Annotated in this window: 41 protein-coding genes; all 41 read left to right on the top strand. The window is 47.1% G+C overall.

What is annotated here, in order from left to right:
- Positions 1-3: 3 nt before the first annotated feature.
- The 41 genes from fusA (at position 4) to KNO73_RS13870 (ending at position 25,268) form a co-directional block, all read left to right on the top strand.
- Positions 4-2,082: an elongation factor G gene (fusA, locus tag KNO73_RS14070; protein ID WP_012727681.1), complete on the top strand. Its 2,079-nt coding sequence runs from the start codon at positions 4-6 to the stop codon at positions 2,080-2,082.
- Positions 2,083-2,195: 113 nt separating this feature from the next.
- Positions 2,196-3,383 (top strand): elongation factor Tu, encoded by a 1,188-nt coding sequence (gene tuf, locus KNO73_RS14065; protein WP_078147868.1) that lies wholly within the window; start codon positions 2,196-2,198, stop codon positions 3,381-3,383.
- A 108-nt stretch (positions 3,384-3,491) separates the two neighbouring features.
- Positions 3,492-4,001 carry a hypothetical protein gene (locus KNO73_RS14060; RefSeq protein WP_214686005.1) on the top strand — a complete coding sequence of 170 codons (510 nt, stop codon included), beginning with the start codon at positions 3,492-3,494 and terminating at the stop codon, positions 3,999-4,001.
- Between the two features lie 377 nt (positions 4,002-4,378).
- Positions 4,379-4,687: a 30S ribosomal protein S10 gene (gene rpsJ / locus KNO73_RS14055; protein WP_074032438.1), complete on the top strand. Its 309-nt coding sequence runs from the start codon at positions 4,379-4,381 to the stop codon at positions 4,685-4,687.
- A 61-nt stretch (positions 4,688-4,748) separates the two neighbouring features.
- On the top strand, positions 4,749-5,375 hold the full coding sequence (rplC, locus tag KNO73_RS14050) for a 50S ribosomal protein L3 (RefSeq protein ID WP_012727677.1): 627 nt from the start codon (positions 4,749-4,751) through the stop codon (positions 5,373-5,375).
- Between the two features lie 28 nt (positions 5,376-5,403).
- On the top strand, positions 5,404-6,027 hold the full coding sequence (gene rplD, locus KNO73_RS14045) for a 50S ribosomal protein L4 (protein WP_026824833.1): 624 nt from the start codon (positions 5,404-5,406) through the stop codon (positions 6,025-6,027).
- The gene (gene rplW, locus KNO73_RS14040; RefSeq protein WP_012727675.1) at positions 6,027-6,308 is read left to right on the top strand and encodes a 50S ribosomal protein L23; all 282 of its coding nucleotides are present in this window, start codon (positions 6,027-6,029) and stop codon (positions 6,306-6,308) included. The genes rplD and rplW overlap by 1 nt, the downstream gene beginning before the upstream one ends.
- Before the next feature lie 34 nt (positions 6,309-6,342).
- Positions 6,343-7,173, top strand: a complete 831-nt coding sequence (rplB, locus tag KNO73_RS14035; RefSeq protein ID WP_012727674.1) for a 50S ribosomal protein L2 — start codon at positions 6,343-6,345, stop codon at positions 7,171-7,173.
- Positions 7,174-7,239: 66 nt separating this feature from the next.
- Positions 7,240-7,515, top strand: a complete 276-nt coding sequence (rpsS, locus tag KNO73_RS14030; RefSeq protein ID WP_012727673.1) for a 30S ribosomal protein S19 — start codon at positions 7,240-7,242, stop codon at positions 7,513-7,515.
- 20 nt (positions 7,516-7,535) lie between these two features.
- Entirely contained in the window at positions 7,536-7,868 is a 333-nt protein-coding gene (rplV, locus tag KNO73_RS14025; protein WP_012727672.1) for a 50S ribosomal protein L22, read from the top strand.
- Between the two features lie 13 nt (positions 7,869-7,881).
- Positions 7,882-8,541, top strand: coding sequence for a 30S ribosomal protein S3 (gene rpsC / locus KNO73_RS14020; protein WP_012727671.1), 660 nt, complete (start codon positions 7,882-7,884; stop codon positions 8,539-8,541).
- Between the two features lie 32 nt (positions 8,542-8,573).
- Positions 8,574-9,011 (top strand): 50S ribosomal protein L16, encoded by a 438-nt coding sequence (gene rplP / locus KNO73_RS14015; RefSeq protein ID WP_012727670.1) that lies wholly within the window; start codon positions 8,574-8,576, stop codon positions 9,009-9,011.
- Positions 8,998-9,201, top strand: coding sequence for a 50S ribosomal protein L29 (rpmC, locus tag KNO73_RS14010; protein ID WP_012727669.1), 204 nt, complete (start codon positions 8,998-9,000; stop codon positions 9,199-9,201). The genes rplP and rpmC overlap by 14 nt, the downstream gene beginning before the upstream one ends.
- A gap of 32 nt (positions 9,202-9,233) precedes the next feature.
- Positions 9,234-9,494 carry a 30S ribosomal protein S17 gene (gene rpsQ / locus KNO73_RS14005; protein ID WP_012727668.1) on the top strand — a complete coding sequence of 87 codons (261 nt, stop codon included), beginning with the start codon at positions 9,234-9,236 and terminating at the stop codon, positions 9,492-9,494.
- 44 nt (positions 9,495-9,538) lie between these two features.
- On the top strand, positions 9,539-9,907 hold the full coding sequence (gene rplN / locus KNO73_RS14000) for a 50S ribosomal protein L14 (RefSeq protein ID WP_012727667.1): 369 nt from the start codon (positions 9,539-9,541) through the stop codon (positions 9,905-9,907).
- Between the two features lie 36 nt (positions 9,908-9,943).
- Positions 9,944-10,252, top strand: a complete 309-nt coding sequence (gene rplX, locus KNO73_RS13995) for a 50S ribosomal protein L24 (RefSeq protein WP_012727666.1) — start codon at positions 9,944-9,946, stop codon at positions 10,250-10,252.
- 32 nt (positions 10,253-10,284) lie between these two features.
- Complete coding sequence (gene rplE / locus KNO73_RS13990; RefSeq protein ID WP_215112655.1) at positions 10,285-10,824, top strand: 50S ribosomal protein L5; 540 nt, start codon at positions 10,285-10,287, stop codon at positions 10,822-10,824.
- Between the two features lie 20 nt (positions 10,825-10,844).
- Positions 10,845-11,114, top strand: a complete 270-nt coding sequence (rpsN, locus tag KNO73_RS13985; protein WP_012727664.1) for a 30S ribosomal protein S14 — start codon at positions 10,845-10,847, stop codon at positions 11,112-11,114.
- Between the two features lie 31 nt (positions 11,115-11,145).
- On the top strand, positions 11,146-11,544 hold the full coding sequence (rpsH, locus tag KNO73_RS13980) for a 30S ribosomal protein S8 (RefSeq protein WP_012727663.1): 399 nt from the start codon (positions 11,146-11,148) through the stop codon (positions 11,542-11,544).
- A 33-nt stretch (positions 11,545-11,577) separates the two neighbouring features.
- Positions 11,578-12,117 (top strand): 50S ribosomal protein L6, encoded by a 540-nt coding sequence (gene rplF / locus KNO73_RS13975; RefSeq protein ID WP_012727662.1) that lies wholly within the window; start codon positions 11,578-11,580, stop codon positions 12,115-12,117.
- 34 nt (positions 12,118-12,151) lie between these two features.
- The gene (rplR, locus tag KNO73_RS13970; RefSeq protein WP_012727661.1) at positions 12,152-12,514 is read left to right on the top strand and encodes a 50S ribosomal protein L18; all 363 of its coding nucleotides are present in this window, start codon (positions 12,152-12,154) and stop codon (positions 12,512-12,514) included.
- Between the two features lie 20 nt (positions 12,515-12,534).
- The gene (gene rpsE, locus KNO73_RS13965; RefSeq protein ID WP_012727660.1) at positions 12,535-13,035 is read left to right on the top strand and encodes a 30S ribosomal protein S5; all 501 of its coding nucleotides are present in this window, start codon (positions 12,535-12,537) and stop codon (positions 13,033-13,035) included.
- Between the two features lie 15 nt (positions 13,036-13,050).
- Entirely contained in the window at positions 13,051-13,236 is a 186-nt protein-coding gene (gene rpmD, locus KNO73_RS13960; RefSeq protein ID WP_214734753.1) for a 50S ribosomal protein L30, read from the top strand.
- Between the two features lie 31 nt (positions 13,237-13,267).
- Positions 13,268-13,708: a 50S ribosomal protein L15 gene (gene rplO, locus KNO73_RS13955; RefSeq protein ID WP_012727658.1), complete on the top strand. Its 441-nt coding sequence runs from the start codon at positions 13,268-13,270 to the stop codon at positions 13,706-13,708.
- Positions 13,708-14,997, top strand: coding sequence for a preprotein translocase subunit SecY (gene secY / locus KNO73_RS13950; protein ID WP_214734754.1), 1,290 nt, complete (start codon positions 13,708-13,710; stop codon positions 14,995-14,997). Before rplO ends, secY begins: the two co-directional genes overlap by 1 nt.
- 79 nt (positions 14,998-15,076) lie before the next feature.
- Positions 15,077-15,727, top strand: a complete 651-nt coding sequence (locus KNO73_RS13945; RefSeq protein WP_012727656.1) for an adenylate kinase — start codon at positions 15,077-15,079, stop codon at positions 15,725-15,727.
- A complete protein-coding gene (gene map, locus KNO73_RS13940; RefSeq protein WP_211782057.1) occupies positions 15,724-16,482 on the top strand; it encodes a type I methionyl aminopeptidase in 759 nt (252 codons plus the stop codon). Before KNO73_RS13945 ends, map begins: the two co-directional genes overlap by 4 nt.
- Positions 16,483-16,587: 105 nt before the next feature.
- Positions 16,588-16,806 (top strand): translation initiation factor IF-1, encoded by a 219-nt coding sequence (gene infA, locus KNO73_RS13935; RefSeq protein WP_021066622.1) that lies wholly within the window; start codon positions 16,588-16,590, stop codon positions 16,804-16,806.
- A gap of 30 nt (positions 16,807-16,836) precedes the next feature.
- The gene (gene rpmJ / locus KNO73_RS13930; RefSeq protein ID WP_003156543.1) at positions 16,837-16,950 is read left to right on the top strand and encodes a 50S ribosomal protein L36; all 114 of its coding nucleotides are present in this window, start codon (positions 16,837-16,839) and stop codon (positions 16,948-16,950) included.
- A gap of 19 nt (positions 16,951-16,969) precedes the next feature.
- Positions 16,970-17,335, top strand: coding sequence for a 30S ribosomal protein S13 (gene rpsM / locus KNO73_RS13925; protein WP_012727653.1), 366 nt, complete (start codon positions 16,970-16,972; stop codon positions 17,333-17,335).
- 16 nt (positions 17,336-17,351) lie between these two features.
- On the top strand, positions 17,352-17,747 hold the full coding sequence (gene rpsK / locus KNO73_RS13920; protein WP_012727652.1) for a 30S ribosomal protein S11: 396 nt from the start codon (positions 17,352-17,354) through the stop codon (positions 17,745-17,747).
- Between the two features lie 92 nt (positions 17,748-17,839).
- Entirely contained in the window at positions 17,840-18,784 is a 945-nt protein-coding gene (locus tag KNO73_RS13915; RefSeq protein WP_012727651.1) for a DNA-directed RNA polymerase subunit alpha, read from the top strand.
- 24 nt (positions 18,785-18,808) lie between these two features.
- Positions 18,809-19,162 carry a 50S ribosomal protein L17 gene (gene rplQ, locus KNO73_RS13910; RefSeq protein WP_012727650.1) on the top strand — a complete coding sequence of 118 codons (354 nt, stop codon included), beginning with the start codon at positions 18,809-18,811 and terminating at the stop codon, positions 19,160-19,162.
- 69 nt (positions 19,163-19,231) lie between these two features.
- Positions 19,232-20,068: an energy-coupling factor transporter ATPase gene (locus KNO73_RS13905; RefSeq protein ID WP_031421869.1), complete on the top strand. Its 837-nt coding sequence runs from the start codon at positions 19,232-19,234 to the stop codon at positions 20,066-20,068.
- The gene (locus KNO73_RS13900) at positions 20,044-20,922 is read left to right on the top strand and encodes an energy-coupling factor transporter ATPase (protein WP_078147865.1); all 879 of its coding nucleotides are present in this window, start codon (positions 20,044-20,046) and stop codon (positions 20,920-20,922) included. Before KNO73_RS13905 ends, KNO73_RS13900 begins: the two co-directional genes overlap by 25 nt.
- Positions 20,919-21,710, top strand: coding sequence for an energy-coupling factor transporter transmembrane component T family protein (locus KNO73_RS13895; protein ID WP_078147864.1), 792 nt, complete (start codon positions 20,919-20,921; stop codon positions 21,708-21,710). The genes KNO73_RS13900 and KNO73_RS13895 overlap by 4 nt, the downstream gene beginning before the upstream one ends.
- The gene (truA, locus tag KNO73_RS13890) at positions 21,707-22,447 is read left to right on the top strand and encodes a tRNA pseudouridine(38-40) synthase TruA (protein WP_214685998.1); all 741 of its coding nucleotides are present in this window, start codon (positions 21,707-21,709) and stop codon (positions 22,445-22,447) included. Before KNO73_RS13895 ends, truA begins: the two co-directional genes overlap by 4 nt.
- A 143-nt stretch (positions 22,448-22,590) precedes the next feature.
- Entirely contained in the window at positions 22,591-23,028 is a 438-nt protein-coding gene (gene rplM / locus KNO73_RS13885) for a 50S ribosomal protein L13 (RefSeq protein WP_012727645.1), read from the top strand.
- 25 nt (positions 23,029-23,053) lie between these two features.
- On the top strand, positions 23,054-23,446 hold the full coding sequence (gene rpsI, locus KNO73_RS13880) for a 30S ribosomal protein S9 (RefSeq protein WP_012727644.1): 393 nt from the start codon (positions 23,054-23,056) through the stop codon (positions 23,444-23,446).
- Between the two features lie 134 nt (positions 23,447-23,580).
- Positions 23,581-24,612 (top strand): P-loop NTPase, encoded by a 1,032-nt coding sequence (locus KNO73_RS13875; protein WP_026824853.1) that lies wholly within the window; start codon positions 23,581-23,583, stop codon positions 24,610-24,612.
- 11 nt (positions 24,613-24,623) lie between these two features.
- Entirely contained in the window at positions 24,624-25,268 is a 645-nt protein-coding gene (locus KNO73_RS13870) for a KinB-signaling pathway activation protein (RefSeq protein ID WP_215112654.1), read from the top strand.
- Positions 25,269-25,651 lie beyond the last annotated feature (383 nt).

Raw genomic sequence — 25,651 nt, 5'->3', positions numbered from 1 at the left:
AGTATGGCAAGAGAATTCTCCCTAAAGAATACTCGTAACATCGGGATCATGGCTCACATCGATGCCGGTAAAACGACAACAACTGAACGTATTCTTTATTACACAGGTCGTATCCATAAAATTGGTGAAACGCACGAAGGTGCTTCACAAATGGACTGGATGGAGCAGGAGCAAGAGCGTGGAATCACGATCACTTCGGCTGCGACAACTGCACAGTGGAATGGCCACCGTGTAAACATCATCGATACACCTGGACACGTAGACTTCACTGTAGAAGTTGAACGTTCACTCCGTGTACTTGATGGTGCGGTTGCTGTACTTGACGCTCAGTCAGGTGTAGAACCACAAACAGAAACTGTATGGCGTCAAGCAACGACATATGGTGTACCACGTGTCGTATTCGTCAACAAGATGGATAAAATCGGCGCAGACTTCTTGTACTCTGTGAAGACGCTCCACGATCGTCTTCAAGCGAACGCTTACGCGATCCAACTCCCAATCGGAGCAGAGGACGATTTCAAAGGGATCATCGATCTCGTTGAAATGAAGACTTACATGTACAACAACGACCTCGGTACTGACATCGAAGTAACAGATGGCTTCCCAGCTGACATGGCTGACCAAGCTGAAGAACTTCGCGGTCAATTGATCGAAGGTGTTGCTGACTTCAATGAAGAGTTGATGATGAAGTACCTTGAAGGTGAAGAGATTTCAATCGATGAATTGAAAGCTGCAATCCGTCAAGCGACACTTAGCGTTGAATTCTACCCTGTACTCGTTGGTTCTGCCTTCAAGAACAAAGGTGTTCAGCTCATGCTTAACGCCGTTGTTGATTACCTCCCATCACCAGTTGATGTAGAGTCAATCAAAGGGATCAACCTCGATACAGAAGAAGAAATCACACGTGAGCCTTCTGACGAAGCTCCATTCTCAGCACTTGCGTTCAAAGTTATGACTGACCCTTACGTCGGTAAATTGACGTTCTTCCGCGTGTACTCTGGTACAGCTGAAGCGGGATCATACGTGAAGAACTCGACTAAAGGGAAGCGTGAGCGTCTCGGTCGTATCCTTCAAATGCACGCAAACAGCCGTGAAGAGATTCCAATGGTATTCGCTGGTGACATCGCCGCTGCTGTTGGTTTCAAAGACACGACTACTGGTGACACGCTTTGCTCTGAGAAAGATAACATCGTTCTCGAGTCAATGACGTTCCCAGAACCAGTTATCTCGGTTGCAATCGAGCCTAAATCGAAAGCAGACCAAGATAAGATGGGTCAAGCTCTTGCGAAACTCGCAGAAGAAGATCCAACATTCCGCACTGAAACAAACCCTGAGACTGGTCAAACGATCATCTCTGGTATGGGTGAGCTTCACCTTGACATCCTCGTTGACCGTATGCGTCGCGAATTCAAAGTAGAAGCTAACGTTGGTGCACCACAAGTTGCTTACCGTGAAACAATCCGTGGCGCTGCGAAGATCGATTCGAAATTCGTTCGTCAGTCTGGTGGACGCGGTCAGTACGGTCACGTTGTCGTAGAATTCGAGCCGAACGAAGAAGGCGCTGGATTCGAGTTCGAGAACAAGATCGTCGGTGGTGTTGTACCACGTGAATACGTCCCTGCTGTTCAAAACGGGATTGAAGAAGCTCTCGAAAACGGTATCCTCGCTGGTTACCCAGTAGTAGACGTTAAAGCTCGTCTCGTATTCGGTTCGTACCACGATGTCGACTCGAACGAGATGGCGTTTAAAGTTGCTGCTTCGATGGCGGTTAAACAACTTAAGGACCAAGCGAAAGCTGTTATCCTTGAGCCAATGATGCGTGTTGAAGTTGTTATCCCAGAAGAATACATGGGTGACATCATGGGTGACGTCACGTCACGCCGTGGACGCGTAGAAGGTATGGAAGCTCGCGGTAACGCACAAGTCGTTAAAGCGATGATTCCACTTTCAGAAATGTTCGGTTACGCAACATCACTTCGTTCACGTACACAAGGACGCGGAACGTACTCGATGCACTTCGATCACTACGAAGAAGTACCGAAATCAATCGCTGAAGAAATCGTCAAAAAAGCGAACGGCTAATAACGGTTGTATCGCTAGATTGATTGTTGTAAGCTAAGGAAGACGTATGTTAAAAGTAGCCTACGTCTTCCTAGTTAAATAAAACTAATCGTTTAATAGAGGAGGAATCTAGAATGGGTAAAGAAAAATTCGACCGTTCTAAGCCGCACGTTAACGTTGGTACAATTGGCCACGTTGACCACGGTAAAACAACTTTGACTGCAGCAATCTCTGCTGTACTTTCACGTGCACAAGGTAAAACAGCTACTAAGTTCGACCAAATCGATGGTGCTCCAGAAGAGCGCGAGCGCGGTATCACAATCGCAACAGCTCACATCGAGTACGAAACTGACAAGCGTCACTACGCACACGTTGACTGCCCAGGACACGCTGACTATGTTAAAAACATGATCACTGGTGCTGCTCAAATGGACGGCGCGATCCTCGTTGTATCTGCAACAGATGGCCCAATGCCACAAACACGTGAGCACATCCTTCTTTCACGTCAAGTAGGTGTTCCTTACATCGTAGTATTCATGAACAAAGTTGACATGGTAGACGACGAAGAGCTTCTCGAACTCGTTGAAATGGAAATCCGTGAACTTCTTTCTGAATACGACTTCCCAGGCGACGACCTCCCTGTAATCAAAGGTTCTGCACTTGGCGCACTTAACGGTGAAGCTCAGTGGGAAGAAAAAGTTATGGAACTCATGAACGCTGTTGATGAGTACATCCCAGAACCAGTTCGTGACACTGAAAAAGACTTCATGATGCCTGTTGAGGACGTATTCTCAATCACTGGTCGTGGTACTGTAGCGACTGGTCGTGTTGAGCGTGGTGTTCTCCGCGTCAACGACGAGATCGAAATCGTTGGTCTTACAGAAGAAACGAAGAAAACTGTATGTACTGGTGTAGAGATGTTCCGTAAGCTTCTTGACTATGCTGAAGCTGGCGACAACATCGGTGCACTTCTCCGTGGTGTATCACGTGACGACATCGAGCGTGGACAAGTACTTGCTAAGCCAGGTTCAATCACACCACACTCTAAATTCAAAGCATCAATCTACGTTCTTTCTAAAGAAGAGGGTGGCCGTCACACGCCATTCTTCGCGAACTACCGTCCGCAGTTCTACTTCCGTACAACTGACGTAACAGGTATCGTTCACCTTCCAGAAGGTACTGAAATGGTAATGCCAGGAGACAACATCGAGTTGACGATCGAATTGATTTCTACAATCGCGATCGAAGACGGTACACGTTTCTCTATCCGTGAGGGTGGCCGTACTGTAGGTGCTGGTTCAGTAACAGAAATCATCGAGTAATCTATTGATTCAACTGAACAACATTAAGCAGTCCGCAATATGCGGGCTGCTTTTTTGTGTTTCTATCACAACATGGTAAGATGAGGCATACGAGAAAGGAGTGGCGTCATGCTGAAGCAACTAGAGACGATTTGTCGCTTGAATGGGATTGAGTATCGCATTGGCGGTTCTGAGCTGTTGAAGCATCATGGCATCGTCGAGGTAACGAATGACATCGATGTTTTTGTTGAACCGGACCAGTTTGAAAAAATCGATCGTGTACTTAGTCGTGCTGGGGAGAAGAAACCATCAGATCCTCACGACGCATACGTAACGACCTACTTTGGAGAGTATATATTCGAGGGAACAGATGTGGACGTCATGTCTAGTTTCCGAATGAAGTGTACCGACGGAATCTATACGCATCCTTTCATTGAACCAGATGGACAATGGATGCACCTAGAAGAGTGGGTCGTCCTTTACACGGTCATCGGACGAAAGGATAAATTAGCGTCATTGCTCCGCTATTTCAAGACGCACAGTGTTAATGAAGGAATTGTTCAAGACTGTTTAAAACGAGCGCCACAATCAGTCATAGAAGGGGTGACAGAGCGTTTTGGAGAGGTGATGAAACGCTAGGTCGAGTTGACATGGGAGTTCGTTTGAAAAATAGTTCAATAAAAGAATGAATTTTTGCTTGCAAAAGCTCGCGAATCTTGTTACATTAGGGAACGTTGAGCAACTCATCAGACAACCAGCAACTTCAAAAATCTAATCTTGCATTCCATGACCAGATTAGATATAATGATTAAGTGTTTGTGCGAGTGGTGAGAGACTTTACAGCAGAAAACGGGTCCAATCGTTGATTTGCAATGATCGGATACCTCTGCTGACACAAGCACGCTGCGTTGAAGCGGGAGGTTATGACACGCCAGGCAGCATTGCCATGGCCGGTGTGGAAATTTCCGCGGAGAATTGTCTATTTTTAAAGTAGGCGACAAAGGAGGGAAACAAACATGGCAAATGAAAAAATTCGTATTCGTTTAAAAGCATATGACCATCGCGTTCTCGATCAATCAGCTGAGAAGATCGTTGACACTGCGAAGCGTTCAGGTGCAAAGGTATCGGGTCCAATCCCGCTCCCAACTGAAAAATCGGTTTACACGATTCTTCGTGCGGTTCACAAGTACAAAGATGCTCGTGAGCAGTTCGAAATGCGTACACACAAACGCTTGATCGACATCGTAAACCCAACACCGAAAACAGTCGATTCGCTTATGCGTCTCGAGTTACCATCAGGTGTAGACATCGAAATCAAACTTTAATTCTTCATATAGTAGATACTAGCCAGAAGAGACAATTAATTATTAACAGGAGGTGTATCTCATGGCTAAAGGAATCTTAGGAACAAAACTTGGTATGACTCAAATCTTCAACGAAGCAGGCGAAGTTGTACCAGTAACAGTAGTTGCTGTAGAAGGTAACGTCGTTCTTCAACTTAAAACAGTTGACACAGACGGTTACGAAGCAGTTCAACTTGGTTTCGGAGACATCAAAGAATCACGTCAAAACAAACCATCAAAAGGTCACGCTGCGAAAGCAAACGCGACACCTAAGCGCTTCATCAAAGAAGTTCGTACTTCAGTAGAAGGATACGAAATCGGTCAAGAGATTAAGGCAGACATTTTCGCTGCAGGTGAATTAGTAGACGTAACAGGTACATCGAAAGGTAAAGGATTCCAAGGTGCGATCAAGCGTCACGGACAATCACGTGGACCAATGGCTCACGGTTCGCGCTACCACCGTCGTCCTGGTTCGATGGGTCCTGTCGCTCCTAACCGCGTATTTAAAGGGAAACTTCTTCCTGGTCAAATGGGTGGAGAGCGTAAAACAATTCAAAACCTTGAAGTCGTTAAAGTTGATGTGGAACGTGGCCTTCTCCTCGTGAAAGGTGCTATCCCAGGCGCTCGTAAATCGAACGTCATCATCAAATCAGCGGTCAAAGGTAACTAATTAACTGCACGGAAAGGAGGAATTACGAATGCCTAAAGTAGCTTTGCTTAACCAAACAGGTTCACAAGTTGGCGAAATCGAATTGGCAGAAGCCATCTTCGGAATCGAGCCAAACGAATCAGTACTTTACGACGCAATCGTCATGCAACAAGCATCACGCCGTCAAGGTACTCACGATACGAAAGGTCGCTCGGAAGTACGCGGTGGCGGCCGTAAACCATGGAAACAAAAGGGAACTGGTCGTGCGCGCCAAGGTTCTATCCGCTCACCACAATGGGTTGGTGGTGGTACAGTCTTCGGTCCAACACCACGTTCATACTCTTACAAACTTCCTAAGAAGGTTCGTCGTTTAGCACTTCTCTCGGCTCTTTCGTCGAAAGTACAAAACAACGAATTCATCGTCCTCGAAGGCCTTGCTTTCGATGCACCAAAAACAAAAGATATGGCTGCTGTACTCAACAGCTTATCAGTAGAACGTAAGGCTCTTGTAGTCACAGCGGACTACAATGAGACTATCGCTCTCGCAGCTCGTAACATCCCAGGAGTGACTGTGATCGACGCAGCAGGCGTAAACGTTCTTGACCTCGTTGCTAACGACAAAGTCATCTTCACTAAAGATGCGGTTGCGAAGGTAGAGGAGGTGCTTGCATAATGGCTCAAGCATACGATATCATCAAACGTCCGATCATCACTGAGCGTTCAGTTAGCCTCATGGAAGCTAACAAATACGTTTTCGAAATCGACGTAAAAGCGACTAAATCGCAAGTGAAACACGCTATCGAAACAATCTTCAACGTGAAAGTTGCTTCGGTAAACACAATGAACTACAAACCGAAAGCGAAACGTGTCGGTCGTCACTCTGGTTACACAGCTCGTCGTAAAAAAGCGATCGTAACCCTTGCTGAAGGCAACACAATCGACTTCCTCGGTTAATTAACTACCTTAGAAGAAAAGGAGGGAATCCTCGATGGCAATCAAAAAGTTTAAGCCGACCACTAACGGTCGTCGTAACATGACATCTCTCGACTTTGCAGAGATCACAACGAATCGCCCTGAAAAATCGTTAACTGAAAAGCTTTCGAAAAAAGGCGGACGTAACAACCAAGGTCGCTTGACTGTTCGTCACCAAGGTGGCGGTCACAAGCGTAAATACCGTATCATCGATTTCAAACGTAACAAAGATGGCGTTGCAGGACGCGTAGCAACGATCGAATACGATCCAAACCGTTCAGCAAACATCGCACTCATCAACTATGTAGATGGTGAGAAACGTTACATCCTCGCTCCTAAGGGCATCAAAGTAGGCATGGAAATCATGTCTGGTCCTGAAGCGGATATCAAAGTGGGGAACGCTCTTCCACTCGTAAACATCCCTGTCGGTACAACAATCCACAACATCGAGCTTAAGCCTGGTAAAGGCGGTCAGCTAGTTCGTGCGGCTGGTGCATCGGCACAAATCCAAGGACGTGACGGCAAGTACGTCATCGTTCGTCTTCAATCAGGTGAATCACGCTTGTTCCTCGGCACTTGCCGCGCGACAATCGGTTCAGTTGGTAACGAAGAACACGAACTCGTAAACATCGGTAAAGCAGGACGTTCACGTTGGTTAGGCAAACGCCCAACAGTACGTGGTTCTGTAATGAACCCGGTTGATCACCCACACGGTGGTGGTGAAGGTCGTGCGCCAATCGGTCGTTCGGGCCCACTTACTCCTTGGGGTAAACCAGCTCTTGGTCTTAAGACTCGTAAGAAAAACAAATCGAGCGACATGTACATCCTTCGTCGCCGTAAGAAATAATTACTACATGATTCTCGGGCGGTTCGAAAGGGCCGTTCCCGAATCATTCCAAAGGGAGGTTCTAACATGGGTCGCAGCTTGAAAAAAGGTCCATTCGCAGATCACCACTTACTCGCTAAAGTTGACAAACTCAACGAATCTGGTGAGAAGCAAGTCATCAAAACTTGGTCACGTCGCTCGACGATCTTCCCAGAATTCATGGGTCACACGTTCGGTGTGCACGATGGTCGTAAACACGTACCAGTATTCGTGACAGAAGACATGGTTGGTCACAAACTTGGTGAATTCGCTCCAACACGCACTTACAAAGGTCACGGATCAGACAAGAAAACGAAACGGTAATTTGAGGGGAGGTCAAATCCATGCAAGCTAAAGCATCAGCTAATATGGTCCGTCTTGCTCCTCGCAAAGCACGTCTCGTTGTAGACTTAATTCGCGGGAAACAAGTCGGCGAAGCGCTCTCTGTCCTTGCTCACACGAACAAGGCAGCATCGCCAGTCGTTGAAAAAGTATTAAAATCAGCGATTGCTAACGCAGAGCACAACTACGATATGAACATTGAGAACCTCGTTGTAACAGAAGCTTACGTAAACGAAGGTCCAACACTCAAACGCTTCCGCCCACGTGCGATGGGTCGCGCAAGCCGTATTAACAAACGCACAAGCCACATCCACATCGTGGTAACTGAGAAATAAGGAGGGATATGTAGTGGGTCAAAAGGTAAATCCGCACGGTCTTCGCGTTGGTGTTATCAAAGACTGGGATTCGCGTTGGTACGCTGAGAAAGACTACGCTGATCTCCTTCATGAAGACTTCGTTATTCGTGAATACATCGAAAACAAAATGAAGGATGCTAGTGTTTCTAAAGTTGAAATCGAACGCGCTGCAAACCGCGTGAACATTTCGCTTCACACTGCGAAGCCAGGTATGGTAATCGGTAAAGGTGGTTCTGAAATCGAATCACTCCGTAAACACATTACAAAAATCGCTGACGGAAAACGCGTTCACATCAACGTTGTTGAAGTGAAAAACGCTGACGCTGTTGCGAAGCTTGTAGCAGAAAACATTGCTCGTCAATTGGAAGGTCGCGTATCATTCCGTCGTGCAATGAAACAATCTATTCAACGTTCGATGCGTACTGGCATCAAAGGGATCAAAACAGAAGTTTCTGGTCGTCTTGGTGGCGCTGATATCGCTCGTTCAGAGAAGTACTCGGAAGGAACAGTTCCACTTCACACACTCCGTGCCGACATCGACTACGGAACAGCTGAAGCTGACACAACTTACGGTAAAATCGGCGTAAAAGTTTGGTTATACCACGGTGAAGTTCTTCCAACAAAAAACAACACAGCGAAAAACGCTGAATAATAAACACTCTTTCAGGAAGGAGGCAACACACTATGTTGTTACCTAAACGCGTGAAATATCGTCGTGTACACCGTGGTAAAATGCGCGGGAACGCTAAACGCGGCACAACTGTACACTTCGGTGAGTTCGGTCTCCAAGCTCTCGAAGCGAGCTGGATTACAAACCGTCAAATCGAATCAGCACGTATTGCAATGACACGTTATATGAAACGTGGTGGTAAAGTGTGGATCAAGATCTTCCCACACAAGCCGTACACTAAAAAGCCTCTCGAAGTCCGAATGGGTTCGGGTAAAGGTGCTCCAGAAGGCTGGGTAGCTGTAGTTAAGCCTGGCAAAGTAATGTTCGAAATCGCAGGTGTATCTGAGGAAGTGGCACGTGAGGCACTTCGTCTTGCATCGCACAAACTTCCAGTAAAATGTAAGTTCGTGAAACGTGAAGAAAATGGTGGTGATACGAATGAAAGCAACTGATCTCCGTCAATCAACAACTGAAGAGCTCAACGGTAAAGTGGGCGAGTGGAAAGAAGAACTCTTTAACCTTCGCTTCCAACTTGCTACAGGTCAGCTTGAGAATCCTGCTCGTATCCGTGAAGTACGCAAGTCGATTGCGCGTGCTAAAACGATTCTTCGTGAACGCGAACTCGGCATCAACAACGGCTAATTACATCGGATTCTTGAGAGGAGGTAACACTCATGGAACGCAACAACCGTAAAGTGTTCACTGGTCGCGTCGTGTCTGACAAAATGGACAAAACGATCGTCGTCGCAGTAGAAACAAAGGTTCGTCATAAACTTTATGGCAAACGTGTAAACTACACGAAGAAATATAAAGCACACGATGAGAACAACGTCGCTAAAGTGGGCGATATCGTTCGCATCGCGGAAACACGTCCTCTTTCTAAAGACAAACGTTTCCGTCTTGTAACAGTAGTAGAAGAATCAGTAATCATCTAATAACAGTTCGGATTTATTAAACATCCGGAGGGAGGTACACTCGCATGATTCAACAAGAATCTCGCTTGAAAGTAGCAGACAACTCTGGCGCGCGTGAACTGTTGACAATTAAAGTTCTCGGTGGTTCTGGTCGTAAGACTGCAAACATCGGTGACATCATCGTCGCAACGGTAAAACAAGCAACACCAGGTGGCGTTGTTAAAAAAGGTGACGTTGTCAGAGCAGTTGTCGTTCGTACAAAACGCGGCGCTCGTCGTAAAGATGGTTCGTACATCCGTTTCGATGAGAACGCAGCAGTCATTATCAAAGATGACAAGAGCCCACGCGGCACACGGATCTTCGGGCCAGTTGCACGTGAACTTCGTGAAAAAGAATTCATGAAGATCGTTTCGTTGGCACCGGAAGTACTTTAATTTCCAATTTCAATCCTATAAGGAGGTGCGCAAACGATGCATGTTAAAAAAGGCGATACAGTCCAGGTAATGTCTGGTAAAGATAAAGGCAAGCAAGGGGTTATCCTCAAAGCTATGCCAAGCAAAAACCGCGTAGTGGTTGAAGGCGTAAACGTGATGAAAAAACACGCGAAACCTTCACAAGCGAATCCACAAGGCGGGATCCTTGAGATCGAAGCACCAATTCACGTCTCGAACGTAATGCCACTCGACCCTAAAACTGGCAAACCAACTCGTGTTGGTTTCAAAGTAGTCGATGGTAAAAAAGTTCGTGTCGCGAAATCGGGCGAATCACTCGATAAATAAGAAGAACGTGACGAAAGGAGGTCCATTCGACTATGAACCGTTTGCAAGAGAAGTATAAAAGCGACATCGTGAAAGCGATGATGGATAAATTCAACTATGACTCGGTCATGCAAGTACCGAAAGTCGAAAAGGTTGTCATCAACATGGGTGTAGGTGACGCTGTTTCGAACTCGAAAGCACTTGATATGGCAGTTGAAGAATTAACAATTCTTTCAGGTCAAAAACCACTCGTAACGAAAGCGAAGAAATCAATCGCTGGTTTCAAACTTCGTGAAGGTATGCCAATCGGTGCGAAGGTTACACTTCGTGGCGAGCGCATGTACGATTTCCTCGACAAATTGGTAACTGTTTCACTTCCACGTGTACGTGACTTCCGCGGTGTATCGAAGAAAGCATTCGACGGACGCGGTAACTACACGCTTGGCGTGAAAGAGCAACTTATTTTCCCTGAGATCGATTACGATAAAGTATCTAAAGTACGCGGTATGGACATCGTTGTTGTTACAACAGCAAACACAGACGAAGAAGCACGTGAATTGCTCACACTTCTCGGTATGCCATTCCAAAAATAATCTAGAGGGAGGTCGACAACATGGCTAAAAAGTCAATGGTTAATCGCGAACTTAAACGCGAGAAACTCGTTGCCCAGTACGCTGAAAAGCGTGCGAAGTTGAAAGCTGAAGGCGATTATATCGGACTCAGCAAATTGCCACGTAACTCGTCACCTGTACGCTTGCACAACCGTTGCAGCATCACAGGTCGTCCGCATGGTTACATGGGTAAATTCGGGATCAGCCGTATCAAGTTCCGTGATCTTGCATACAAAGGTCAAATCCCTGGTGTTAAAAAAGCAAGCTGGTAATCCACTAACAGTGTGAAAGGAGGTACATCGCATGGTAATGACAGACCCTATTGCAGATATGCTTACACGTATCCGTAACGCTAACATGGTTCGCCATGAAAAAATGGAGCTTCCAGCTTCGAACATTAAACGTGAGATCGCTGAAATCCTTAAGCGTGAAGGTTTCATTCGCGATGTTGAATATATCGAGGACGCTAAACAAGGTACACTTCGTCTTTTCCTTAAATATGGAGCAAGCAACGAACGTGTAATCACTGGTCTCAAACGTATTTCGAAACCAGGTCTTCGCGTATACGCAAAAGCTGATGAAGTACCTAAAGTACTCGGAGGACTCGGAATCGCAGTTCTTTCGACATCTAAAGGTCTTATGACTGATAAAGAAGCTCGCCAACAACAAGTCGGCGGCGAAGTGATCGCCTACATCTGGTAAGTCACTTTTCTAACAAGAACGGAGGTGTAATCAATGTCACGTATTGGTAAAAAACCAGTTACGATTCCTGCTGGCGTTACTGTAACAGTTGCTAATGACAACACGGTCACAGTAAAAGGTGCTAAAGGTGAACTTTCGCTTTCAGCTAACCCGGCATTGGAAATCAAAGTTGAAGAGAACGAATTGACGGTTGTTCGTCCAGACGAATCGAAAGAAAGCCGCACAATTCACGGTACGACACGTGCCCTTATTGCCAACATGGTACAAGGTGTGTCGAACGGATTCCAAAAAACACTTGAGATCTCGGGGGTTGGTTACCGTGCTACGAAGCAAGGTAACAAACTCGTCCTCAACCTCGGCTACTCGCACCCAATCGAGTACGTTGCTGAGGAAGGTATCGAAATCGAAGTTCCTTCAAACACGCAAATCATCGTAAAAGGGATTAACAAAGAGCGCGTCGGTCACGTTGCTGCTCAAATCCGCTCGTACCGTGCTCCAGAACCTTACAAAGGTAAAGGTGTTCGTTACTCTGATGAACGTATTCGCCGTAAAGAAGGTAAGACTGGTAAGTAATTCGTCACGAAATGAACGGAAAGGAGTGGCATAAATGATCACAAAGGCAGATAAAAATGCAGTTCGTAAAAAACGTCATGCTCGCGTACGTCGTACGATCACGGGGACAGCAGCTCGTCCACGTTTGAACGTATTCCGTTCGAGCAAGCACATTTACGTACAACTTATCGATGACGCGGCACAAACAACGCTTGTGTCTGCATCTTCGAAAGATAAAGCTCTCGATCTTACAAATGGCGGTAACGTTGAAGCAGCGAAAGCTGTTGGTAAACTTGCTGCAGAACGTGCACTCGAGAAAGGTATCGACACAGTTGTGTTCGACCGTGGTGGATACCTCTATCATGGCCGCGTCAAAGCTGTTGCAGAAGCAGCTCGTGAAGCAGGTCTTAAATTCTAATAAAAAGGAGGGGACACTCGATGCGCCAGTTAGACGTTAACATGGAACAACTTGAAGAACGCGTTGTTACCGTAAACCGCGTCGCGAAAGTCGTAAAAGGTGGCCGCCGCTTCCGTTTTGCTGCTCTCGTAGTCGTAGGTGACAAAAATGGTCACGTCGGTTTCGGTACAGGTAAGGCACAAGAGGTGCCAGAAGCGATTCGCAAGGCTATTGAAGCCGCTAAGAAAAACATGGTACAAGTACCTATGGTTGGTACAACAATTCCACACGAAATCACAGGAGTATTCGGAGCAGGTCGTGTATTCATGAAACCAGCTTCTGAAGGTACTGGGGTTATCGCTGGTGGTCCAGTTCGTGCGGTGCTCGAACTTGCAGGTGTAGGTGACATCCTTTCGAAATCGTTAGGTTCAAACACACCGATCAACATCGTCCGTGCGACGGTACAGGGCTTGACTGAGCTCAAAAAAGCAGAGGAAGTTGCTAAACTACGTGGTAAAAGCGTAGAAGAACTTCTTAACTAAGGGAGGGAACTAGACATGGCGAAACTCGCAATCACCCTCACACGCAGCACAATTGGTCGTCCGGAAGATCAGCGTGTTACTGTACGTACACTCGGTCTTCGCAAAATGCATCAAACGGTCGTTGTCCCAGACAACGTCGCGATGCGCGGTATGATCAACAAAGTGTCGCACCTTGTGACTGTAAAAGAAATCAACGAATAATAAAGATTTTAATAAATAAGGAGGTGCCACTATGAAACTCCATGAATTGAAGCCAACTCCAGGTTCACGTCACGAACGTAACCGTGTCGGTCGCGGTATGGCGACTGGTAACGGTAAAACTTCTGGTCGTGGACACAAAGGTCAAAAAGCTCGTTCGGGCGGTGGCGTTCGTCCAGGATTTGAAGGTGGACAAAACCCACTTTACCGTCGTCTTCCAAAACGCGGTTTCAACAACCCAACTCGTAAAGAGTACGCGGTTGTTTCCCTAGACACGCTTAACCGTTTCGAAGCAGGTACTGAAGTTACTCCAGAACTCTTAATCGAGACTGGTGTTGTCAGCTCTGCTAAAGACGGAATCAAGGTCCTTGCTAACGGCAAGCTTGAAACTAAATTGACTGTAAAAGCCAACAAGTTCTCCGGTGCAGCGAAAGAAGCAATCGAAGCAGCTGGCGGTACAGTTGAGGTGATCTGATGTTTCAGACGATCTCCAATATGTGGCGCGTGAAAGATATTCGACAGCGTATTCTCTTCACACTCGCAATCATCATCATTTTCCGCATCGGGGCTCATATCCCGGTGCCGATGGTGAATACGGATGTGTTGCGTTTTGACTCAGGAGGTCTTCTTGACTTCTTGAACTTGTTTGGAGGAAATGCTTTACAGAACTTCTCCTTGTTCGCAATGGGGATCATGCCGTACATTACGGCATCGATCGTTGTGCAACTTTTACAAATGGACGTCGTTCCAAAGTTTGCCGAATGGGCTAAACAAGGAGAGGCGGGCCGTAAAAAGTTAGCGACGGTCACGCGCTATGGGACGATCATCTTAGGCTTTGTCCAAGCGACTTCACTGTCGTTTGGATTTAACCGCCTCTACCCAGGTCTCGTCAATGAGATGTGGGGAACGGCAACTTACTTTGTGATCGCGATTGTACTCACTGCGGGTACAGCGTTCTTGATGTTCCTTGGTGAAATGACAACGGAGAAAGGTGTTGGGAATGGTATTTCCATTATTATCTTCGCCGGTATCGTCGCAGGGTTCCCAAGAATCTTCACGCAGATTTATGAAACAAAACTCCAAAACGCTGGAGATGCATTGTTCATTAATATCGTTTACTTGGTTGTATTGGCACTTGTTATTTTGGCTGTGACGGTTGGGATCATTTATGTTCAACAAGCGGCACGCAAAATTCCAATCCAATATGCAAAACGCACGGCGAACCGTACCCCAGTGGGCGGTCAGTCAACGCACTTGCCAATCAAACTAAACGCAGCAGGTGTTATCCCGGTTATCTTCGCGATTTCCTTCATGGTAACACCACCAACTGTTGCAAGCTTCATTGCTTCGCCGGAGACAACGCAAAAATTACAGACGTACTTTGACACGACGGCGCCAATCGGAATGTCGATTTACGTTGCGTTAATCATTGCGTTTGCCTACTTCTATACATTTATTCAGGTCAACCCTGAGCAAATGGCAGAAAACCTGCAGAAGCAAGGTGGTTATATTCCTGGGATTCGTCCTGGGGCGCAAACAGAACAGTACATCACGAAGTTGCTGTATCGATTGACTTTCTTCGGAGCGATCTTCTTATCGCTCGTGGCGATCATGCCGACAATCTTCATTAAGCTTGCCGGTCTTCCAACTTCCGTTCAAATCGGAGGAACGAGCTTGTTGATCGTCATCGGGGTAGCCCTCGACACGATGAAACAAATCGAAAGTCAACTTGTAAAACGACACTATAAAGGCTTTATCCGTTAAAGCGGAAGGAAGGGTTGACCCTTCCTTCCTGTCGTGTTTACAAGCCCTTCGTGAAAATCAAAACTGGAGGCTAACCGAGATGAATCTAGTACTCATGGGCTTACCGGGTGCTGGGAAAGGGACTCAAGCGGCTAAAATCGTAGAAGAGTACCAAATCCCTCACATTTCGACAGGCGACATGTTTCGTGCGGCAATCAAAGGCGGAACGCCACTCGGTAAAGAAGCCAAGTCATTCATGGATAAAGGCGAACTCGTACCGGACGAGGTAACAATCGGAATCGTACGTGAACGTCTTAGCCAAGATGACACAGAAAAAGGTTTCTTACTCGATGGATTCCCGCGTACTGTTGCTCAAGCAGAGGCACTCGAAAGTTTGCTTAAAGATTTGGGGAAACAGATTGACCACGTCGTCAACATCGATGTGGATGCGGAAATTCTCGTTCCACGCTTGACAGGTCGTTGGATCTGCCCAACGTGTGGTGCGACATATCACGTGATCTTCAACCCACCAAAAGTGGAAGGCATCTGTGATGTGGATGGGTCGGCACTCATGCAACGTGAAGACGATAAAGAGGAAACGGTTCGCCGTCGCCTTGACGTCAACATCGAGCAATCGAAACCACTCATTGACTTTTACGCTGAAAAAGGGTATCTTCGTACATTGGATGGAGATCGTCCAATCGATGTCGTATATGCCGATGTCAAAGCATTACTCGGTGATACTGAATGATCATCACGAAGACGCCTCGTGAAATTGCGATTATGCGTGAGGCTGGGCAAATTGTTGCTCGAACGCACCAGGTGCTCAAACAGCACATTAAACCAGGAATCACGACGCTTGAGCTCGACCGGATTGCGGAAGATTACATTCGCAGCCAAGGTGCGACGCCATCGTTCAAAGGCTATAACGGTTTTACCGGTAGTGTTTGCGCTTCGGTGAACGAAGAGCTTGTTCATGGCATTCCAGGAAAACGGGTATTGAAGGATGGAGATATTATCTCAATCGACATCGGTGCCTACTATAATGGATACCATGGAGATTCCGCTTGGACTTATCCAGTGGGAACAATCTCAGAAGAGACACAGCGGCTACTTGACGTAACCGAAGAAAGTCTGTATAAAGGATTGGAGCACGCCAAGGCTGGAGGGCGATTGACAGATATTTCGCATGCGATTCAAGCATATGTTGAATCACATGACTTTTCTGTCGTCCGCGAATACGTCGGTCATGGTGTTGGACAAAATTTGCATGAAGAACCGCAAATTCCACACTATGGTCCACCGGGGAAAGGGCCGCGCCTGAAGACTGGGATGACGTTAGCCATTGAACCAATGGTTAATGCTGGTCAACGCTATGTTCGAACACTGGCTGATAACTGGACAGTTGTCACCGTGGACGGTAGCATGTGCGCCCACTTTGAGCACACCATCGCCATCACAGACGATGGATACGAGATTTTAACGAAACTCGATTCCGGTGAATGAGGCTCTATTGTTTCATACTGATCCGTTCTGGATCCTTCTCTCACAGTAGATGGCAATAGATCGTCTGTGCTCCTAAAGATTTTCATATAGAAAGGGGAATAAATGATGGCGAAACAAGATGTCATTGAAGTGGAAGGCACTGTTGTCGAACCACTTCCGAACGCAATGTTTAAAGTGGAGTTAGAAAACGGCCACACGGTGCTCGCGCACGTCTCAGGGAAAATTCGGATGCACTACATTCGGATCCTTCCAGGTGACCGCGTAACTGTTGAGTTGTCTCCATACGACTTGACTCGCGGGCGGATTACGTACCGTTATAAGTAACTCCGATTTTTCCAGGAGGAGGGTATACTCATGAAAGTAAGACCGTCGGTAAAACCGATTTGCGAAAAATGTAAAGTTATTCGCCGTAAGGGTAAAGTAATGGTAATTTGCGAAAACCCGAAACACAAACAAAAACAAGGTTAATTTCAGAGGAGGTGCACACATGGCACGTATTGCTGGTGTAGATATTCCACGCGAAAAACGTATCGTTATTTCGCTCACATACATCTATGGTATTGGTAAAACAAAAGCACAAGAAATTTTGAAGGCTGCTAACGTATCTGAAGAGACACGCACACGCGACCTTACTGAAGATGAACTCAACCGTATCCGTGAAGCAATTGACGGAATCAAAGTTGAAGGTGACCTTCGTCGTGAAGTTTCACTTAACATCAAACGTTTGATCGAGATCGGCGCATACCGCGGTATCCGTCATCGCCGTAGTCTCCCTGTTCGCGGTCAAAACACGAAGAACAACTCGCGTACTCGTAAAGGCCCACGCCGTACAGTAGCGAACAAGAAGAAGTAAAGGAGGGAATTGAACAATGGCGAAACGTAAGCAAAACGTACGTTCTAAACGTAAAGTTAAAAAACATGTTGAAGTCGGTGTGGTACACATCCGTTCTACATTCAACAACACAATTATCACAATCACTGATACGCAAGGTAACGCGATCTCATGGGCTACTTCTGGTAACCTTGGATTTAAAGGATCACGTAAATCGACTCCGTTCGCAGCGCAAATGGCTGCTGAAACTGCAGCGAAAGTTGCAATGGACAACGGTATGCGTACAGTAGAAGTTAACGTTAAAGGTCCTGGTGCTGGACGTGAAGCGGCTATCCGTGCGCTCCAAGCTACTGGTCTCGAAGTTACTGCAATCCGTGACGTAACTCCAGTTCCGCACAACGGTTGCCGCCCTCCAAAACGTCGCCGCGTATAATCGCTTGAGCGTGTGAGGGGTTTACCTAGCACGACAGCTTATACTTTAGCAGCTCAAACTGCACGGCAGGATATACTCAAGGAGGGGTTCAGATGATCGAGATTGAAAAACCAAAGATCGAAACGGTCGAAATCAGCGAGGACGCTACGTTTGGTAAATTCGTAGTAGAACCGCTTGAACGTGGATATGGCACTACTCTCGGTAACTCACTACGTCGAATTCTATTGTCATCGCTCCCAGGTGCAGCGGTAACAGCGGTTCAAATCGATGGCGTGCTTCACGAGTTCTCTACGATTGACGGTGTTGTCGAAGACGTCACTCAAATCGTACTCAACCTCAAGAAGTTGGCACTTAAAGTGTACTCGGAAGAAGAGAAAACGCTTGAGATTAACGTTTCAAGTGCCGGTGCTGTCACTGCGGCAGACATTACCCATGATAGCGACGTTGAAATCTTGAATCCTGAGCTCCACATCGCGACTCTCGCTGACAATGCGACGCTTCGCATGCGTTTGACTGCTCGCCGTGGTCGTGGTTACGTCCAGGCAGAAGATAACAAACGTGATGATATGCCGATTGGGGTCATTCCAATCGATTCGATCTATACACCGATTCAACGCGTGAACTACGAAGTAGATAAAACACGTGTCGGTCAAGACGCTAGCTTTGATAAGCTTTTGTTAGACGTGTGGACAGATGGTTCAATTCGTCCGGAAGAAGCTGTATCATTAGGGGCTAAAATTTTGACTGAACACTTGAACATCTTCGTTGGTTTGACAGATGAGGCTCTCAACGCAGAAATTATGGTCGAGAAAGAAGAAGACCAAAAAGAAAAAGTACTCGAAATGACGATTGAAGAACTCGATCTCTCAGTTCGTTCGTACAACTGCTTGAAGCGCGCTGGCATCAACACTGTTCAAGAACTCGCAAACAAATCAGAGGAAGAGATGATGAAAGTTCGTAACCTCGGACGTAAATCACTCGAAGAAGTTCAACACAAGTTGGACGAACTCGGTTTGGGCTTGCGTAAAGAAGACTAAGTTCAACCGAAGGAGGGAAATGTAATGGCTTATTCGAAACTTGGCCGTACAAGCTCGCAACGCAAGGCGCTTTTGCGTGATCTTGCAACTGACCTAATCATCAACGAGCGCATTCAAACAACTGAACAAAAAGCGAAAGAACTTCGCCCAGTCGTTGAAAAATTGATCACTCTTGGGAAACGTGGCGATCTTCATGCCCGTCGTCAAGTAGCTTCATTCGTTCGCAAGGAGAACGCTGGAGAAAAAGACGCAATCCAAAAATTGTTCGAAGACGTGGCACCACGCTACGCTGAACGTCAAGGTGGATACACGCGCATCATGAAAGTCGGCCCACGCCGCGGTGATGGTGCAGAAGTTGTAATCATCGAACTCGTCTAATTCATTAGGCAGTCAACAGGGCATGCGGTGACGTATTGCCCTGTTTCCACATCAGAAAGGAGTCGACCTATGGAATCACAAATTATGGTACGAGATGTCGTATTTCATTACCCTGGACAGTCTGAGCCGGCGCTTAACGGCCTATCGCTCGATGTATATAAAGGGGAATGGCTTGCGATTGTCGGCCATAATGGTTCTGGCAAGTCGACACTGACGAAGTTGTGGAACGGACTTCTCATTCCTGAACAGGGGGAAGTTCGCGTAGAGACACTCGATCCGTCGAACGCCGCAGACGTGTGGGACGTTCGAACGCGGATCGGGGTCGTCTTTCAAAATCCCGACAATCAATTTGTCGGGGCGACCGTGCGCGATGATGTGGCATTTTCTCTCGAAAACATGGGACTTCCACGTCAAGAAATGGTTCGTCGAATTGATGACAGTCTAGCGCGCGTTGGATTATCGGAACTAGCGGACCGTGAACCGCATCAGTTATCCGGTGGACAAAAGCAGCGCGTTGCGATAGCTGCGGCTCTCGCAATGCGCCCGCGTGTCCTCGTGCTCGATGAAGCGACCTCCATGCTCGACCCAATCGGGCGACAAGAGGTATTACAAACGGTACGACAGCTCGTCTCGGAAGGGATGACCGTTGTCGCCATTACACACGAGCTCGACGAAGTGTTGTTTGCTGACCGTATCATTGCATTGTCGAAAGGCAAGATTGCGATGACCGGCACACCTGAAGACGTGTTTCAACATCCAGATACGCTTCGTGACATTCAACTAGATGTCCCGTTTATCGTTCGGATGCAACTCGAACTGAAGGCACGTGGCATTCCACTCGATCGTCTGATGCTACAACATTCGGAGTTGGTGAACCATCTATGCCGATACGCATTGAAGAAGTAACATATCAATACCAAATGAATACTCCGTTTGAACGAACCGCGCTGCGCGATGTGAATGTAACCATTCCGTCGGGAGCGCTTGTTGCGTTTCTTGGGCATACTGGCTCAGGGAAATCGACACTCGTTCAACATATGAACGGCTTATTGCGCCCGACTGACGGACGTGTGGTGGTCGATGATATCATTGTCACCCCGATTCGGACGCGTCGTGACAAGAAACAGAATCTTTTGCCGCTTCGGCGTCGCGTTGGGCTCGTCTTTCAATATCCAGAGCACCAATTGTTTGAAGAGACGGTCGAACGCGACGTCATGTTCGGTCCGCGCAACTTTGGCGCGACAGATGCCGAAGCGAAAGAGCGAGCCCACGAGGCCCTTCGTCTCGTCGGCTTGGATGAAACGTTATGGGACCGTTCGCCGTTTGATCTTTCAGGAGGGCAGATGCGCCGTGTCGCGATTGCAGGTGTTTTAGCGAGCCGGCCTGATGTGCTCATTGTCGATGAACCGACAGCGGGTCTCGACCCAATTGGGAGACGAGACATGCTCGCCTTATTCAAACGTTTACGAGAAGAGTTGAACCTTACGTTGATCCTTGTCTCGCATGACATGGATGATGTACTCGCCTATGCGGAGCGCGTCATCGTGATGGAGCGTGGTCAGGTGGCGTTTGATGGGGACCCGTTTGAATTGTTCCAAGACGAGGTACTGGTGCGACGTCTCCAGCTCGACATCCCGCACGTCTTACGATTCGCTCGTGACATGGCACCGGTTCTTGGAGAAACGTCCATCCCGCTCGTACGAACCGAGAGCGAGCTGGCGGATTGGGTGGCGGAACGGCTGAAAGGGGGAGCGACATGATTATCGGTCAATATATACCCGGACATTCGTGGCTTCATTCCCTTGATGCGCGTGCCAAGACGCTCTTCATTTTAGGATTCATCCCAGTTGTTTTTTTAGCTGACAACTTATGGACGAATTTATTTTTACTCGCGTTCACGTTGTTTGCGGTCAAACTGTCACAGTTATCGTGGCGCTATTTATGGAACGGTCTTCGCATGATCTTATTTTTGATCGTCTTCACGTTGATCTTACAACTGTTATTCAATCGAGACGGGACACTTCTATTCGAATTAGGACCGATTGCGATTTATTCGGAAGGAATTCGAATGGGGCTGATTGTCTCGCTTCGCTTCTTTTATCTCGTCATGTTGACGACACTCGTGACGTTAACGACGACACCGATGGAATTGACCGATTCGATTGAAGCGGGGCTACGGCCATTCGAACGGATTCGTGTGCCGGCCCACGAAATTGCGTTGATGCTTTCCATTTCACTCCGTTTCCTACCGACGCTTGCGGATGAGACGGACCGGATTATGAAAGCTCAGCAGGCGCGTGGGGTCGATTTGATGAGTGGACCTTGGAAATCCCGCTTAAAAGGGGTCATCCCACTCTTGATCCCATTGTTCATCTCCGCGTTTAAACGTGCTGAGGACCTCGCTACGGCCATGGAGGCCCGCGGCTACCGTGGGGGAGAAGGGCGGACGAGGTTGCGTGAGATGAAGTGGCAAACGCGAGACACAGCCGTATTGCTCATTTTTGTCGCGTTGACACTCATTTTGTTTGGATTGAGAGGGATTGGATGAGACGAATTAAACTGATTGTCGCCTATGACGGGACACATTATGCGGGATATCAGGTACAACCGAATGGCAATACCATTCAAGCGGAGATTGAATCTGTCTTGGCACGTATGCATCGTCATCCGGTGAAAATCGTCGCCTCAGGTCGTACAGACGCTCGCGTCCATGCGTTAGGGCAGGTGATTCACTTTGATACGTCGTTAGAGATGCCGGCTGAGCGTTTCGTCAAAGCGTTAAACGCCATGCTACCAGACGATATCCTCGTTAAACAGGCGGAAGAAATGGATGATACGTTTCACGCACGTTACGGTGCGAAGCGAAAAGAGTATCGCTACCATATCCGTCAGACTGAGGATCCGTTTCGTCGGCATTATGCTGCGACCGTGACGTATAAGCTGAGCCTCGAGGCGATGCGTCAAGCGATGGAGCGGTTGATTGGGACCCACGACTTTACGTCGTTCTCTGTGACAAAGGCAGAAGTCGAAGATCGGGTCCGCACTATCTACGAAGCAGAAGTGCTCGAGATGGGGGACGAGATCATATTCCGGTTCGTTGGCTCGGGTTTTCTATACAACCAAGTCCGCATCATGGTAGGGACGGTCATCGAGGTGGGGAGAGGGAAGTATCAGCCCGCAGATATCATACAAATGCTAGAGGCGAAGGACCGCCGCGTAGCGGGGATTACCGCCCCCCCACACGGTTTGTATTTGTGGAATGTGAATTATGAAAAAGTAGATTGACATTCCCCTTATAAAATCGTATTATATTCATTGGCATTTCATTTTCAAATTTAGAGATGAACCACAATCTTAGCCCCGTAAACTAGGATTATGATAAAGCATCAAAAAATTAAGTGAACAGACATTTCTAGGAGGTATTCCACATGCGCACAACATTCATGGCTAAAGCATCTGAAGTAGAACGCAAATGGCTCCTTATCGACGCAGAAGGCAAAACACTTGGTCGTTTGACTAGTGAAGTAGCTTCACTTCTTCGCGGTAAGCACAAGCCGACTTTCACACCACACGTTGATTGCGGAGACCACGTCATCATCATCAACGCTGAGAAAATCAAATTGACTGGTAACAAATTGAATGACAAGATCTACTACCGTCATTCAGGTCATCCAGGCGGTTTGAAATCACAAACTGCAAAAGAGCTTCTCGCAAAACGTCCAGAGCGTATGCTTGAACTCGCGATCAAAGGGATGCTTCCAAAAGGATCACTCGGTCGTCAACAATTCAACAAACTCCACGTTTACGCTGGAGCTGAACACAAGCACGAAGCACAAAAACCAGAAGTTTACGAACTTCGCGGTTAATCGAGACACAGGGAGGAACTAAACGATGGCAGATGTACGTTACTACGGAACAGGCCGCCGCAAACACTCGGTGGCTCGCGTTCACCTCGTTGCAGGTGACGGTAAAGTTGTTGTAAATGGCCGCGATATCTCAGAATACTTCGGTCATGAGACTTTGATCATGATGGCTAAATCACCACTCGTATTGACTGAAACAGAAGGTAAATACGATGTAATCGTTAACGTTAACGGTGGTGGATACACTGGACAAGCTGGAGCAATTCGCCACGGCGTATCACGTGCGCTTCTTCAAGCGGACCCAGAATTCCGTCCAAGCCTCAAAGAAAAAGGCTTCTTAACTCGTGACGCTCGTATGAAAGAACGTAAAAAATACGGTCTTAAAGCAGCACGTCGCGCACCACAATTCTCGAAGCGTTAATCTTCGCGATGTGGTTCGAACTCTCCATCCTTTCGGGTGGAGAGTTTTTTGTTTGAAATAGTCGATTCCGAACCCGTCAAGAAAACGCTTTTTTTGATATACTGATATCGAAACAGTTAGAAGGGGGAAGCAATATGCTTACAGTAGAGCAAGTACGCGAGGAATTGGCGGGGCTTGTTGATCCGACGATCAACCGAACGCTTGGAGATACAGCAGGAGTAAAAGACATTCGAATCAAAGAAGACTATGTCAGTGTAAAAGTGGCACTCGGACAAACAGGGAGCGGGGAACAGCTTCAGTTACAACAAGAAATCGTCACGTTGCTCAAGGGGAAAGGCTTTAAGACGGTCGGGCTTCGCTTTGAGGCATTGAATGATGAAAGTTTGAAAGAGGCGACGAAACCGGCAATCCTCCGTGAAAACTCAGGGACGACCTTTATCGCCATCGCTTCTGGTAAGGGTGGCGTAGGAAAATCGACAGTATCCGTCAACTTGGCTGTCGCGCTTGCGCGAGCGGGTAAAAAGGTCGGGTTGATTGATGCGGATATTTACGGCTTCAGTGTTCCAGATATGCTCGGCATCGAGGAACGACCGGTTGTTCGCGGCGAGAAGATCATTCCAGTCGAGCGTTTTGGCGTGAAAGTCATCTCGATGGGATTCTTCGTGGAAGACAATGCGCCGGTCATCTGGCGTGGACCGATGCTCGGGAAAATGTTAAATAACTTCTTTAATGACGTCGAGTGGGGCGATCTTGACTATCTCTTGCTCGACTTACCGCCGGGAACGGGGGATGTCGCGCTCGATATCCATTCGATGCTCCCATCATGTCAGGAATTGATTGTCACGACACCTCATGCGACAGCAGCATTCGTTGCGGCTCGTGCCGGAGCGATGGCAATCAAAACGAACCACAAACTATTAGGTATCATTGAAAACATGGCTTATTTCGAAAGTAAGCTAACTGGTGAAAAAGAATACGTATTCGGTTACGGTGGTGGAGAAAAGCTTTCAGAAGCATTGAAGAGTAAGCTACTTGCTCAAATCCCGCTCGGCCAACCGTACGACAATGAAGAGGACTTTGCACCTTCTGTCTATCGGGATGGACATCCGTTCGAGCATACGTATGATGAGTTGGCGCAAGCAGTCATTAAACAAATAGAAGGGTGAATCGGTGAGAGATGAAAGTACAAGGTTTTTTACGTTTGTTTTGGACAACGCTCGTATTCGGGACGTTGTTCGGGTTCCTGATGAATTTATTGGCGAACCCGGGTTATTTGGTCAGTCAGTCCTGGGAGGCAATTGTCACGGCGCTTAGTTATTCGAGTACATGGACGGGAATCAGCATGATGGGTTTCTTTGCCTATTTGATTATTCATCGAGTCGGACTCGACTTGTTTAGAGGGCCACGTCTATGGAATCGCGTTCAAGTGTTACTAATCGCTTTTGCGATTTTTGATGCCGTCTACTTACGGATGCTCGCATTCGGTAATGATCACATGTGGCGTTATATCGGTGAGATGCTTGTGTTACTCATTGTCGCTTGGGTCGTTGCTGCGAGTAAGGCGAAACAAACAAATAGGAGTGCTTTCATCCCGACACTTTTCTTAATGACTGTCATTACGTTAATTGAATGGATTCCAGCTCTGCAAACAACGGACGAGATTCCATTGCTCTGGCCGGCACTAGCCACATTGGTGTTTGCGAACGCTTATCAGGTATTAATGCTTCATCGCTTCCAACAGACTGGACAAGTTGTGGAGTCGACTTCATCAGAAACAGTGAAGAAGAAAACAAAGAAACAGATGTCTTCTAAGTCGTCATAATGATCAAGCGGTTGTGGATTACTCCTTCTCAGGGGTTAATCCACGACCGTTTTTTCTTTCAGTCATGTAAAAAGAAAAAATAAAGTTTTTTTAGAAAAACAGTTGACGATTTTTTAGGATGCTGATATATTAATAAACGTCGCTGATGTTGTTCACGAAACAAACTTCAGGAAGCGAAAAAAATAATAAAAAGTGGTTGACTTTAATAAGTCAAATCGCTATTATTAAAAAGTCGCTAACACGACAACGATTGGTCTTTGAAAACTGAACGATGAGGCAAAAATAAGTTTTACAATTTTTGAATGAAGCGCAAGCTTCGTCAATTTAAGAGCTATATCAAATTCTTTGGAGAGTTTGATCCTGGCTCAGGACGAACGCTGGCG

The sequence above is a fragment of the Exiguobacterium sp. s83 genome (assembly GCF_018617095.1).
Classification (GTDB): Bacteria; Bacillota; Bacilli; order Exiguobacteriales; family Exiguobacteriaceae; genus Exiguobacterium; species Exiguobacterium profundum.
This window is presented reverse-complemented; position numbering and strand designations above follow the sequence as displayed.

Coding starts and splice junctions, on each gene's coding strand:
- KNO73_RS13945 (WP_012727656.1), top strand. CDS start 15,077: ATGAATCTAGTACTCATGGGCTTACCGGGTGCTGGGAAAGGGACTCAA.
- rplN (WP_012727667.1), top strand. CDS start 9,539: ATGATTCAACAAGAATCTCGCTTGAAAGTAGCAGACAACTCTGGCGCG.
- KNO73_RS13875 (WP_026824853.1), top strand. CDS start 23,581: ATGCTTACAGTAGAGCAAGTACGCGAGGAATTGGCGGGGCTTGTTGAT.
- secY (WP_214734754.1), top strand. CDS start 13,708: ATGTTTCAGACGATCTCCAATATGTGGCGCGTGAAAGATATTCGACAG.
- rplV (WP_012727672.1), top strand. CDS start 7,536: ATGCAAGCTAAAGCATCAGCTAATATGGTCCGTCTTGCTCCTCGCAAA.
- KNO73_RS13870 (WP_215112654.1), top strand. CDS start 24,624: ATGAAAGTACAAGGTTTTTTACGTTTGTTTTGGACAACGCTCGTATTC.
- rplW (WP_012727675.1), top strand. CDS start 6,027: ATGGCTCAAGCATACGATATCATCAAACGTCCGATCATCACTGAGCGT.
- rplM (WP_012727645.1), top strand. CDS start 22,591: ATGCGCACAACATTCATGGCTAAAGCATCTGAAGTAGAACGCAAATGG.
- KNO73_RS13915 (WP_012727651.1), top strand. CDS start 17,840: ATGATCGAGATTGAAAAACCAAAGATCGAAACGGTCGAAATCAGCGAG.
- fusA (WP_012727681.1), top strand. CDS start 4: ATGGCAAGAGAATTCTCCCTAAAGAATACTCGTAACATCGGGATCATG.
- rplE (WP_215112655.1), top strand. CDS start 10,285: ATGAACCGTTTGCAAGAGAAGTATAAAAGCGACATCGTGAAAGCGATG.
- rpsK (WP_012727652.1), top strand. CDS start 17,352: ATGGCGAAACGTAAGCAAAACGTACGTTCTAAACGTAAAGTTAAAAAA.
- rpmC (WP_012727669.1), top strand. CDS start 8,998: ATGAAAGCAACTGATCTCCGTCAATCAACAACTGAAGAGCTCAACGGT.
- rpmJ (WP_003156543.1), top strand. CDS start 16,837: ATGAAAGTAAGACCGTCGGTAAAACCGATTTGCGAAAAATGTAAAGTT.
- map (WP_211782057.1), top strand. CDS start 15,724: ATGATCATCACGAAGACGCCTCGTGAAATTGCGATTATGCGTGAGGCT.
- rplF (WP_012727662.1), top strand. CDS start 11,578: ATGTCACGTATTGGTAAAAAACCAGTTACGATTCCTGCTGGCGTTACT.
- rpsQ (WP_012727668.1), top strand. CDS start 9,234: ATGGAACGCAACAACCGTAAAGTGTTCACTGGTCGCGTCGTGTCTGAC.
- truA (WP_214685998.1), top strand. CDS start 21,707: ATGAGACGAATTAAACTGATTGTCGCCTATGACGGGACACATTATGCG.
- KNO73_RS13900 (WP_078147865.1), top strand. CDS start 20,044: ATGCCGATACGCATTGAAGAAGTAACATATCAATACCAAATGAATACT.
- infA (WP_021066622.1), top strand. CDS start 16,588: ATGGCGAAACAAGATGTCATTGAAGTGGAAGGCACTGTTGTCGAACCA.
- rpsN (WP_012727664.1), top strand. CDS start 10,845: ATGGCTAAAAAGTCAATGGTTAATCGCGAACTTAAACGCGAGAAACTC.
- KNO73_RS14060 (WP_214686005.1), top strand. CDS start 3,492: ATGCTGAAGCAACTAGAGACGATTTGTCGCTTGAATGGGATTGAGTAT.
- rpsM (WP_012727653.1), top strand. CDS start 16,970: ATGGCACGTATTGCTGGTGTAGATATTCCACGCGAAAAACGTATCGTT.
- rpsI (WP_012727644.1), top strand. CDS start 23,054: ATGGCAGATGTACGTTACTACGGAACAGGCCGCCGCAAACACTCGGTG.
- rplP (WP_012727670.1), top strand. CDS start 8,574: ATGTTGTTACCTAAACGCGTGAAATATCGTCGTGTACACCGTGGTAAA.
- KNO73_RS13895 (WP_078147864.1), top strand. CDS start 20,919: ATGATTATCGGTCAATATATACCCGGACATTCGTGGCTTCATTCCCTT.
- rplQ (WP_012727650.1), top strand. CDS start 18,809: ATGGCTTATTCGAAACTTGGCCGTACAAGCTCGCAACGCAAGGCGCTT.
- rpsE (WP_012727660.1), top strand. CDS start 12,535: ATGCGCCAGTTAGACGTTAACATGGAACAACTTGAAGAACGCGTTGTT.
- rpsJ (WP_074032438.1), top strand. CDS start 4,379: ATGGCAAATGAAAAAATTCGTATTCGTTTAAAAGCATATGACCATCGC.
- rpsS (WP_012727673.1), top strand. CDS start 7,240: ATGGGTCGCAGCTTGAAAAAAGGTCCATTCGCAGATCACCACTTACTC.
- rplR (WP_012727661.1), top strand. CDS start 12,152: ATGATCACAAAGGCAGATAAAAATGCAGTTCGTAAAAAACGTCATGCT.
- rplO (WP_012727658.1), top strand. CDS start 13,268: ATGAAACTCCATGAATTGAAGCCAACTCCAGGTTCACGTCACGAACGT.
- tuf (WP_078147868.1), top strand. CDS start 2,196: ATGGGTAAAGAAAAATTCGACCGTTCTAAGCCGCACGTTAACGTTGGT.
- rpsH (WP_012727663.1), top strand. CDS start 11,146: ATGGTAATGACAGACCCTATTGCAGATATGCTTACACGTATCCGTAAC.
- rplX (WP_012727666.1), top strand. CDS start 9,944: ATGCATGTTAAAAAAGGCGATACAGTCCAGGTAATGTCTGGTAAAGAT.
- rplD (WP_026824833.1), top strand. CDS start 5,404: ATGCCTAAAGTAGCTTTGCTTAACCAAACAGGTTCACAAGTTGGCGAA.
- rplC (WP_012727677.1), top strand. CDS start 4,749: ATGGCTAAAGGAATCTTAGGAACAAAACTTGGTATGACTCAAATCTTC.
- rpmD (WP_214734753.1), top strand. CDS start 13,051: ATGGCGAAACTCGCAATCACCCTCACACGCAGCACAATTGGTCGTCCG.
- KNO73_RS13905 (WP_031421869.1), top strand. CDS start 19,232: ATGGAATCACAAATTATGGTACGAGATGTCGTATTTCATTACCCTGGA.
- rplB (WP_012727674.1), top strand. CDS start 6,343: ATGGCAATCAAAAAGTTTAAGCCGACCACTAACGGTCGTCGTAACATG.